This window comes from Mesorhizobium sp. B2-4-13 (genome assembly GCF_006658535.1).
Classification (GTDB): Bacteria; Pseudomonadota; Alphaproteobacteria; order Rhizobiales; family Rhizobiaceae; genus Mesorhizobium; species Mesorhizobium australicum.
In genome coordinates, this window is record NZ_VFVB01000003.1 from 796,715 (window position 1) to 807,784 (window position 11,070).

General features: G+C 62.7%; 8 protein-coding genes. 2 read left to right on the top strand and 6 right to left on the bottom strand.

Translation table 11 applies throughout. The features are described 5' to 3' along the window. Positions 1-227 precede the first annotated feature (227 nt). Positions 228-971 carry a DsbA family protein gene (locus FJ936_RS11865; RefSeq protein ID WP_140791909.1) on the top strand — a complete coding sequence of 248 codons (744 nt, stop codon included), beginning with the start codon at positions 228-230 and terminating at the stop codon, positions 969-971. A gap of 123 nt (positions 972-1,094) precedes the next feature. Continuing rightward, positions 1,095-4,553, top strand: a complete 3,459-nt coding sequence (gene smc / locus FJ936_RS11870; RefSeq protein ID WP_140791911.1) for a chromosome segregation protein SMC — start codon at positions 1,095-1,097, stop codon at positions 4,551-4,553. 212 nt (positions 4,554-4,765) lie between these two features. Here the strand turns inward: smc and FJ936_RS11875 are convergent, their stop codons facing one another. The 6 genes from FJ936_RS11875 to FJ936_RS11900 all read right to left on the bottom strand — a co-directional run bounded on the left by FJ936_RS11875 (position 4,766) and on the right by FJ936_RS11900 (position 11,065). Then, positions 4,766-5,224, bottom strand: coding sequence for a VanZ family protein (locus FJ936_RS11875; protein WP_246680453.1), 459 nt, complete (start codon positions 5,222-5,224; stop codon positions 4,766-4,768). Between the two features lie 136 nt (positions 5,225-5,360). Continuing rightward, complete coding sequence (locus FJ936_RS11880) at positions 5,361-6,140, bottom strand: GGDEF domain-containing protein (protein WP_246680454.1); 780 nt, start codon at positions 6,138-6,140, stop codon at positions 5,361-5,363. A gap of 120 nt (positions 6,141-6,260) precedes the next feature. Further along, positions 6,261-7,055 carry a thermonuclease family protein gene (locus FJ936_RS11885; protein WP_246680455.1) on the bottom strand — a complete coding sequence of 265 codons (795 nt, stop codon included), beginning with the start codon at positions 7,053-7,055 and terminating at the stop codon, positions 6,261-6,263. Continuing rightward, positions 6,970-8,172 (bottom strand): ABC transporter substrate-binding protein, encoded by a 1,203-nt coding sequence (locus FJ936_RS11890; protein ID WP_141906590.1) that lies wholly within the window; start codon positions 8,170-8,172, stop codon positions 6,970-6,972. The genes FJ936_RS11885 and FJ936_RS11890 overlap by 86 nt, the downstream gene beginning before the upstream one ends. A 27-nt stretch (positions 8,173-8,199) precedes the next feature. Continuing rightward, positions 8,200-8,568, bottom strand: a complete 369-nt coding sequence (locus FJ936_RS11895) for a hypothetical protein (RefSeq protein WP_140791920.1) — start codon at positions 8,566-8,568, stop codon at positions 8,200-8,202. Positions 8,569-8,635: 67 nt separating this feature from the next. Beyond that, entirely contained in the window at positions 8,636-11,065 is a 2,430-nt protein-coding gene (locus tag FJ936_RS11900) for a VCBS domain-containing protein (RefSeq protein ID WP_281405468.1), read from the bottom strand. Between the last annotated feature and the right edge of the window lie 5 nt (positions 11,066-11,070).

Here is an 11,070-nt window from a genome sequence, read left to right on the forward strand (position 1 = left end):
CCAAGGGCGAAGTGGAACGGTTACAGTCGGCCCGGTCGGCCCAAACGGAGACGATCCCCTTGGTTCTGATTGGAAACGGTCATAGGTTTGTCGTTAATCTCGCGCATTCGTGATCGCCCTTGTCAGGTTTCACGATTGGATTGGGGACAGGGATGCCTTAATTCGCGCCAACTCTCGCCTTTTCGTGCCTTTGCATTGCAAAATCCAACTCTTATCAGGTGATTCGTATGAGCCGTCCCCCGTTTGGCCAAAGCTTCTCTCGCAGAAACGTCCTGACATCGCTGGCCGCCATCCCGGCGGTGGCCCTGCTCGCCGCCTGCAGTGATTCCGGCGAAGAGGCGAAGGCCGCGGATGTCAAACCCGCGAATCCGGCAACGCCCGCAAAGCCGGCCACGCCCGCCGCGGTCCAGGTACCGGAAGCGCAGGGCACCGTCGACATGACCGAACTGATGAAGCCGGGCGCGCTGTCCGACAAGCAGCTCGGCAAGGATGACGCCAAGGTCACCATCGTCGAATACGCCTCGATGACCTGCCCGCACTGCGCGCATTTCGCCGAGACCACCTTTCCGGATTTGAAGACCAAGTACATCGATACCGGCAAGGCGCGCTACATCCTGCGCGAATTCCCATTCGATCCGAGCGCCGAAGCCGGTTTCATGCTGGCGCGTTGCGCCAAGGATAACTATTTTCCGATGGTCGACGTGCTGTTCAGGCAGCAGGCGAACTGGGTCGGCGTGTCGAACACCAAGGAAGCGCTGCTGCAAATTTCCAAGCTTGCCGGTTTTACACAGGAGTCCTTCGAGGCCTGCTTGACGGACCAGAAACTTCTGGACGATGTGAGATCGGTTCAGAAGCGTGGCGCCAATGAATTCAAGGTCGACTCGACGCCGACCTTCTTCATCAACGGTAAGACCTACAAAGGGGCGATGTCGATTGAGGAAATGTCGGCCATCATCGACCCTCTGCTCTGACATCGGCTCAGTGCTGAAGCGGCAGCGCTCCGGCGCTGCTTGCCTCTCTATCCGTTCGCGCGCTCTGCGCCCTATCGCAAAACCTCGGTACACTCTTGCCGAACCGGTGTATGAGGCGCGCGAATGAAGTTTTCGCGCCTCCGCCTCCTTGGTTTCAAGTCCTTCGTCGAACCCGGCGAGTTCGTCATCGAACGCGGCCTGACCGGCATTGTCGGGCCGAACGGCTGCGGCAAGTCGAACCTTGTCGAGGCGCTGCGCTGGGTGATGGGCGAAAGCTCCTACAAGAACATGCGCGCGTCCGGCATGGACGACGTCATCTTTTCCGGCTCGGGCACCCGTCCCGCCCGCAACACCGCCGAAGTCACGCTTTTCCTGGACAACAGCGACCGCTCGGCTCCATCCGCCTTCAACGATGCCGACGAACTGCAGGTGTCGCGCCGCATCGAGCGCGAGGCCGGCTCGCTCTACCGCATCAACGGCAAGGAAGCGCGCGCCAAGGACGTGCAGCTTCTGTTCGCCGACCAGTCGACCGGCGCGCGCTCGCCCTCGATGGTCGGGCAAGGCCGTATCGGCGAACTGATCCAGGCCAAGCCGCAGGCCCGTCGCGCCCTGCTCGAAGAAGCGGCCGGCATTTCCGGCCTGCACACCCGTCGCCACGAGGCGGAATTGCGGCTTAAGGCGGCCGAGCAGAACCTCGAACGCCTGGACGATGTCGTGGGCGAGCTGGAAAGCCAGATCGAAAGCCTCAAGCGCCAGGCGCGCCAGGCTTCCCGCTTCAAGAACCTGTCGGCCGACATCCGCAAGGCCGAAGCAACGCTCTTGCACCTGCGCTGGACGCTGGCCAAGACACAGGAAGGCGAGGCGCGTTCGGCGCTGGCCACGGCAACGGCGCTCGTCGGCGACCGCGCCGCCACGCAGATGAACGCGGCCAAGGAGCAAGGCATCTCCGCCCATCGCCTGCCTGACCTGCGCGACGCGGAAGCCGCGGCTGCCGCGGCTTTCCAGCGCCTGTCGATCGCCAGGTCGCAGATCGAGGAAGAAGCTGGCCGTATCCGCAACCGGCAGGCCGAACTCGAACGCCGGCTGCAGCAGCTCGACGGCGACATTGCCCGCGAAGAGCGGATGGTGCGCGACAATGCCGACGTTCTCGAGCGCCTGCGTGCGGAAGAGGCCACGCTGAACTCCGAAAACGCCGGTGCCGCCGAGCGTGAGGCCACCACCCGCGCTGTATTCGAACAGGCCGCCTCGACGCTTGCGCAAAGCGAAGCCAAACTTGCCGCGCTGACCGCCGAGCGCGCCGAGGCCGCCGCCTCGCGCCACCAGATCGAACGGACTTTGCGCGAAACCGCGGAGCGTCGCGACCGCTTCGCCCGCCAACTCGCCGACGTCGACCGCGAATTGTCGGACATCCTCTCCAAGGTCGCCGGCTTGCCGGATCCGGCCGAGAAGCAGGTACTGGTCGAGCAGGCGATGGCATTGCTGGAGGAGTCCGAGGCAGCGGTGGAGCAGGCTGAACAGTCGGTCATCGACGGCCGTGGCGCTGAAAGCGCTGCCCGCCCGCCGCTTCAGGACGCCAAGGCGGAGCTGGCGCGGATCGAAACCGAAGCGCGCACGCTGGCCAAGATCCTGAACGCGGCCAGCGGCGATCTCTTCCCTTCGGTGCTGGAGCAGATCAGCGTCGAGCGCGGCTTCGAGACGGCGCTGGGGGCCGCCCTTGGCGAAGACCTCGACGTGCCGCTCGACCGCAGTGCACCGGCGCATTGGGGCGAAAGCGAAATCCAGCCCGGCGATGCCGCGCTTCCGGAAGGGATCAAGAGCCTTGCCAGCGTGGTTCGCGCGCCGGCGCAACTAGCCCGACGTCTTGCGCAGATCGGCATCGTCGAGGCCGCTGACGGCCGCCGGTTGCAGGGGCTTCTGGCTCCAGGCCAGCGCCTGGTCAGCCGCCAGGGTGCGCTGTGGCGCTGGGACGGCCTGACCGCCAGCGCCGATGCACCGACCGCCGCGGCACAAAGGCTGGCACAGAAGAACCGGCTTGCCGAACTCGATGCCGAAGCGGTGCAGGCGACGCTTGTGCTGCGCCAGGCCGAGGAAGCGCTAGCGCAGGCCGAGCAGGCGCTCCGCCAGGCAAGCGAAGCCGAACGCGACACGCGCCAGGCGGGACGTGAGGCCCAGCACCGGCTGGACGCCGCCCGCAATGCGCTGGCCGAGGCCGAAAAGGCCGGCGGTGAACTATCGAGCCGGCGTGCCGCGCTGGACGAGGCGCGCGCCCGCATCGTCGACAGCCATGAGGAGACGTCAGCGGCTTTCGTCGAGGCCGAGATGCTGCTGCAGGATGCGCCCGACCTCGGCGACCTGCAATTGCAGCTCGAACAGTCCTCGGCCAATGTCTCGCGCGACCGCGCCGCGCTTGCAGACGCGCGCGCCGTCCACGAGGGCTTGCGGCGAGAAGCCGAGGCACGCACACGCCGGCTTGACGCCATAGGTGCCGAACGCAGCAACTGGCTGGTGCGCGCCGAAAACGCCTCGACGCAGATCGCATCGCTCGCCGAACGCAAGGCAGAGGCCGAGGCCGAGCGCGAACGGCTGGCCGATGCGCCCGACGAGATCGACGCCAAGCGGCGTGCGCTGCTGTCGCAACTCACCGAGGCCGAAAGCTTGCGCAAGGCGGCCGCCGACCGGTTGCAGGAGGCGGAGAACAGGCAGGCCGAACTGGACAAGGCGGCCACATCAGCCATCCAGTCGCTGGCCGAAGCGCGCGAAACCCGCGCCCGCGCCGAAGAACGGCTGACGGCGGCCGACGAACGCCGGCTGGAGGTCGAGGCGCGCATCCAGGAAACGTTGAACACGCCGCCGCATCTGGTCATCCGCCACACCGGCCTGGAAGCCGACGATCCGATGCCCGAAATGCCCGAGATCGAACGCCAGTTGGATCGGCTAAAGGTCGAGCGCGAACGGCTCGGCGCCGTCAATCTGCGTGCCGAGGAAGAGCAGAGGGAGCTTTCCGAGCGCCTGGAGGCGATCGTTTCCGAGCGCGAGGACATTATCGAAGCGATCCGCAAGCTCAGGCAAGCGATCCAGAGCCTCAATCGTGAAGGCCGCGAACGGCTGCTGGCCGCCTTCGATGTCGTCAACAGCCACTTTCAGCGACTGTTCTCGCATCTGTTCGGTGGCGGCACGGCGGAATTGCAGCTGATCGAATCCGAGGATCCGCTGGAGGCGGGCCTGGAGATTCTTGCCCGACCGCCCGGCAAGAAGCCGCAGACCATGACGCTGCTGTCGGGCGGCGAGCAGGCGCTGACTGCGATGTCGCTGATCTTCGCTGTCTTCCTGACCAACCCGGCACCGATCTGCGTGCTCGACGAAGTCGATGCGCCGCTCGACGATCACAATGTCGAGCGCTTCTGCAATCTCATGGACGAGATGGCCAAGACCACCGAGACGCGTTTCGTCATCATCACCCACAATCCCATCACCATGGCCCGCATGGACCGGCTGTTCGGCGTGACCATGGCCGAGCAGGGCGTCAGCCAGCTTGTCTCTGTCGATTTGCAGGCGGCAGAGGCGATGCGCGAGGCGAGTTGACGCGTCCGACCGCCACCGCGAGGTGGAGCGTCCGGCAGCCATCGGCGGACCGCTTAGGTTTTCTGATCGTGTCCGTGGGACCGGTGTTTGGCCGAGGCCCAGAGGAAATAGAGCGGGCCCATTTTCAGCACAGGCACACGACGATCCCGCTCGCGATCGCGCAGTTCGCGGTAGACCTTCACCTTCAGCGGCAACTTGCTGAATTGGCTATCTCAATGCACGCGTCGCGAAATCCAGTTCGCGCAGATTGCCGCCAGAAGTCCGCAAGCCATGCCGACGCAATCGGCGATCCAATCGAACACGTCGAGATCACGCTCTATCAGCGACGTGCCCTGGAGGATTTCGATCGCGGCTCCAACCAGGGCGAGGAAGATGATCAGCCTCGTCTTGCGGCCAGGCCAGCCCAGACTTCCCAGAAACGCCAGGATCGCGAAGGCGCTCGCATGGTTGGCCTTGTCGTAGTGGAAGCCGATATCGATGCCGAATTCGTCGAGGCGAGATATCGGCAGCAACGCGAGCACCAAGACCGCAATGAGCGTGGCGATAAAGGCAATCCGCTCGGCGGCTGAGTAAAATTTCATTCTGTTCCGTCGATACACCAGCCATCGAGGTCGGGTCCGGAGATCTTGGTCAGGTGGCATGCCGGGTGCAAGCGGCAGGCTGGCGTCCATGGCCACGATTGCATAAGCCGGCTTCGAAAAGCAACGAGCCCGTCTCGCGATCACGAGGGGATCCCAAGGCGTGCCCGCCCATTTGCCGGCAGGGCGCACGCCTTCCGCCTATTGGCGATAGAATGGTGCCGGCTCGTTAGATTGAAGCGCGTTGAATACGCGACAGTCCAAAACCGCCTTTGCCCGACAAGCTCTCTTCGGCAGGCCGGAACATGTCCTCAAAGTCCAGGTCCTGCTCGAAAACCACGCCCCCGACGGACACGGCCAGGATCTCCTCGGCTCCCTGAGGGGCGAAATAGACCTGCGAGACAGTGGCACGGATACGCTCGCCAACCGTCCTTGCTTCGGCCTCGCTCGTTCCGGGAAGGAACACACCGAACATGGAGGCACCTATGCGGCCGACGACGTCTTGCGAGCGCACGCAAGACCGGATGGTTGAAGCGATCAGGCGCAAGGCCTCGTCGCCCCAGTTCAGGCCGAAGCGCAAGTTGATGGCGTTCAGGTGTTCAGGATGAATGACCAGAAAGGCGCCCGATCGCTCGCCCTGCGGGGAAGACCTGATCGCCCGTCTCTCGATCAGCGACGTGAAGACCCTCCCGTTCAGGCAACCGGTCAGCGTATCGAAGGTCGCGGCCCGGTTGAGTTCCCGCCGATAGCGACGGATCTCGGCCAGTTTCAGGCCTATGAACACAAACAGCGGCAGGCAGATCACCACAGGCAAAAGTGTTGCCGTGATCATGCCGCGCCCGAAAGGCGTCAGCGCCTCGCTGAACAACAGCAGATAGTTCAGGACGAGGGACACGCACAGGCTGCCGACGGTTCCAAGAAATGCCAGCCAGGCAATGGTCTTCCATTCATGATGGACCGGGACATCAGCTGCTGCATTGCTCATCGTCGATCTCCGTTCGATCGCCAAGCATAAGACCGGCAAGTTACGATTTCGGTTTCGAAGAACAATACAATTTGACACGTTGGTTAGATCGCCAAGCTTCTGAACGGAGGATGCTGCCCTTTGTGGCGAATCCGGTGCTGTCGCCTATGGCGGGCTGAAGATTCCCATCTCCGCCGCCCTGGCTGTTGCTTCGGCCTTGCCATAGATGCCGCTCGGCAAGGCCAGCGCCCAGCCATTCGATACCAGCCAGGCGCCGACATCCTGTTTGCCCAGCCTGCATGTCGCCGCGACAGGGAAGCGGTCGACCACCGGAGGCACGAAGCAGTTCAGCGCTCGCCCGCGCATCCAGTTGTTGAAAGCCGCGTAGGCCCGCTGTCCGCATGGCCACGCGCTCTCGTGAAACAGGCAGACCCTGTCGGTCTGGACGCCCTGGGTTCCACTGATGAACAGTTTCCGCCCCATGGAGTCGAAACCAGCCGACGACGTGGCCACTGGATCGTAAAGCAATGTTTCCCGCCAATCCCTGGGCATCCATGACTTGGGGCGTGATGCGAGGCCGAGGTCGCCAAGCGGCAAACGAGGTTCCACCCGCTCCATCTCCGATCCCTCGATCTGCGGCGGTGCGATGAGATCCTCGGCAATCTTGCGGGCTGAGTTGACGATCGATCGAGCCGGATGTCGCGCGACGTCATCGCCGACGTCAGGGGCTGGGTCGGTGAGGCTTCGTTCGACGGGGAACAGGGTCGCTGCCTTGACCAGCAGCAGGATACCGATGAGAAGCTCGATGCCTGCGAGCGCGATCATCATGCGAACGCGCCCCCGATGTCCCATCGGGCCGCCCGCGCCCAATTCGCTAGAAGCTGGACGTCGATTTGGCAACCAGTTTGAGCGCACCTTTTTCAATCCGGTAAAACGGCATTGAGCGTTCGCTGGATCCATCCGCGCGGAACCTGAACAAGCCGGTCGATCCGCGAAAGCCATTCGGGTTCTCGAAAACCTGCCTGTTGAAGCCATTGGGTCCGGCAGCGCTCGCGATCCCCGCAGTAAGGGCGACCATATCATAGGCATAAGCGACATTGACGTCGGCCTGGTAATTGAAGCTTGCCTTGAAACGATCCGAAATGGGGCCTGTTTCATGTTGGTCGAGCGTCGCGATATAGGCGCCTTCGAAAAGCGGACTGGTCGGGTGCTCCAGCCAGCGGTTCGTGCCAACCACGGAGGTTGATTTTCCAGGGATGCCTTTTGCCTTCAGGGCGATCAGGATTGGCGATGGATTGCTGTCGCCGCTGGCGACGATCACGGCGTCGGGGGCGTCAACCAGCGAGCCCATGTCCGCGACCGCCTTTGCCGCGCTGTCGGCGCTCGTGTAGGGGATGGTGATCGCAAGTGCGGCGCCGTACACGCTGAGGCTGTTGGCGACCCGTTTTTCGGCAATATCGGCACCCGCGCCCGCTGGCACCAGCAGGACGAATTTCTTGCCGCCCTTGGCCGCGATTGCGCCGGCGCCCGCCGCGGCGCTGTCCGCCTCGCCAAGGCATACCGCATAGACGCCCGGGCCGCCGGCAAAATTGTCCGCGAGAGCCAGAACCACCGGCCGGTTCGAGCCCGACAGTTTGGCGACATGCTGCGCCGCCGGCAGTTCGGTCGGACCGATGACCACTTTCGCTCCCGAAGTTATGGCCTTTACCGCCAGTTGCTGGGAGTAAGCCGCGTCTCCCCTTGTGTCCTCGACGGTAAGCGTCAGCAGGGGATTACCGAGGTCCGTCATGGCGAGCTTGGCGGCGTCGAGCATCTTTTTGCCGTTTTCGCCCGCTGATCCGGAAGCGGACAGCGGCAGCAGCATGGCGACTTTCGTGGGTCCCGTGCCGAGGGACTGCGTCGCCTGGCTTGCGTTTGCCACAGCAACAACAGCAGCCGGCTGATTGGCGACCTGGATGGCAGCGGGGTCGAGCGCGTCCGACACCGAGCCTTTGGATTGGCAGCCGAGCAGCGATAGCGCCATCGCGCAAGCGACCACCCATGTCCGCAGGCGGTGAACCTGCCGGTCAGATTCCATTTTCTGCCAGCGCTTTCGCTCTTGCGGTCAGTTCATGTACTCGACCATGCGGTCGTGAAAACACTCGCATTTATTGAGCGTGTCTTCGTCCTTGTAGTTGGTCTTCAGGTAGCCGTAAGCCATGCCGCAGGCGACCTTGGCTTCCGATGCCCAGACGAAGACCGGCCGGGATGAGTTGATCCATTCCGGGCTGTTGGCGACGGCAACCGACTCGTCCATCAGCTTGACGACCTGTTTCGTGAGGTCGACTGTGTTGTCGGTCAGCACCAGATTAGAGGTTCCAACGGTGCGGCAATAATCGGCCACAGGTCCCTCGATGATGTCGGCGGCAAAGCCGGTCGATCCAGCCAGGAACAGCGCCGTGGCCGAAATCAGCAACCTTGAACTCATTATGATGTCCCCCGTATCCTTAAAAAACCGATTTCTAATATATAGCATGATGATCTCGCCGCGCGCCATGGCGTCAGACCAGATTTGCGGTTGTCGTATGCGTCGCGGTGCCGTCGTCGTAGAGCAGCGTGATCGTGTTGGTTACGGGCGTGTTGGTCAGCTGTGCCACTTCGACGAAATTGGCGCCGCCGGTCAGGCCGTTGGCGTCAACGCTCAGCGTGTTTGTTGCCGAATTGTAGTTCACGAAGTCGCCGACATTGGCCCCGCCGGGCGCCGTGTCGAACAACGACGTAAGGTCTATTACGTCGCCATGCCCGCCGACGCCGCTGTAGTCGGTAATGAGATCCTTGATATCGAGATTCTCAAGCTTGAACGTGTCCGTACCTGCGCCGCCGGTCAGGATATCCTGGCCTGGACCGCCGACGAGCACGTCGTTGCCTGCTCCGCCGATAAGAGTGTCATTGCCCCCTTCTCCCTTAAGGGTATCGTTGCCGAGGCCACCTGCGAGATAGTTGTCTCCGGCATTCCCGAACAAGTAATCGTTGCCCGAACCGCCGATCAATCCCTCGATGCTCGTTAGCGTATCTCCGGTGGCATCGCCGCCGCCGATCGTCGCATCCGCCGGATTTGTCGAAAAAGCCGCCGGATTTGCATGTCCGTCATCCGCGAGGTTTATCGAAACAGCCAACAGGCTGCCGGTGTAGTCGGCAATGTCCGATCCGGCTCCGCCCGAGATCGTGTCGGTAAGCGTGCTTCCGGCTATCACGTCATTTACCGTGCCCGTGAACCCAGGGAGGGTGAAGGACCCGTCTCCGCTCCCGGCCACCTGATGAATGTCTAAGGATTGAGTTGTACTGACGTCACCGTCGCCGTCGACCGCACTGACCTGGAAATGGAAACTCGTGTCGGATGGCAATATCGTCTGGGAAATATCAACGGCAGACAACCTCATTTTTGCACCCGGATCACCGGTTATGGAAATTAGGTTGAAATCGATAGCGGGATCGATCACGAGGTGTCCGCCGACCACTGTCGCGGTTCCATTCTGTGTCTGGTTGGTAACCGAATTGGTTGCCGTCCAATGGACAGAGCCAGAGCCGTTGTTCACGTTGAAATCGAGACTGCCAACAAATTTCGGATTTAGCGTCGGTGCGTCGTTGCCCGCCGTAGCGGAAGTGTGAAACTCCATAGTGAAGGTCTCAGCATTTTCGACAAATTGATCGGAGACGCCGAAGCCCTGTGTCGATGAATTGACACCATTGCCTGTACCTGTGAACTCGATCAAGCCGTTTGGAGTTTCCAGGAAAGGTGTTGGACCACCAGGCGATAGCCCACTGAGTGTCTGAGTTATCGTTGTTGCCGCGTCGGGCGTGATAAGTGAAAATGAGTAATTGCCGTCAGGGTGAACGGCCAGGGAGTAGATATCGGTCCCGGTGGAGGTTTCAGCCAGCAATACGGTAGTGCCGTCAGCCTGGATTGTAGTGCTGTAGCTGATCCCTGCGATGGCCGGTCCAGTTATGTTGAAATGATGGATGCCATCGGCGCCTGCTACCAATGCAAACGTGCCGTTGACCGATCCAATCTCGTTCGGAATTGTTCCAGGCATGAAGGCGCCCAAGGTCGGCACGTCGTCGACGACATGGACGACGAGATTGTCGCTGGCGGTTGTGCCGCCGACCCCGTTGACGGTCAGCGCGACGCTGTCGTTGAAGCCGGTGGCGTCGATGCTGTCGTTGCCGGTCGGCACCTTGCTGTCATTGTCGATGGTGGCGGTCAGCGTATAGCTGTAGGCGACGGTGCCCGAATGGGCGTCGCCGGTATAGCCGGTCAGCGTCAGGATGCCTTCGCCGGTGTTGACGGTTTGGGTACCGTTGAAGCCCTGGATCTGGGCCAGCGTGAAGCTGGTGCCGCCGATGACGATGTCGTGGATGCCGTCGGTGGCCGAGATGGTGAAGGATCCGGTGCTGGTCTCGCTGTTGGCCGCCGCGTTCGAGCCGTTCGGGTTGAGGCCGGCCTCGAAGACGGTGTTGTCGGCGCCCTGGGCCGAGGCCGTCACCACCGAGGCGCTGTCGTTGGCGCCGGTGATGTTGATGGTCAGCGTCGCCGGCGAGGTGTCGCCGTCGGCATCCTGCATCGTGTAGTGCAGCGTGTAGCTCAGATTGCTGGCCGAGGTCAGCGCCTGGGTGGCGGCCTTGCTGTTGTCGAGCACATAGGACCACGTGCCGTTGGCGTTCTGGGTCAGCGTGCCATAGGTGTTGAGGGTGGCGATGGTGGCGGCGTCGGCGCCCGACCAGGCCACGAAGCTCTTGGGCGTATCGGCGCCCGAGACGTCGTTGGCAAGCACATCGCCCGAGACCGTGCTCGTCGGCGGCGTGTTGGCCGCCCCGGCGCCGTCCTCGACGACCGTGTAAGGACCGTCATTGACCGCAGCCGGCACGTCGTCGACGACATGGACGACGAGATTGTCGCTGGCGGTTGTGCCGCCGACCCCGTTGACGGTCAGCGCGA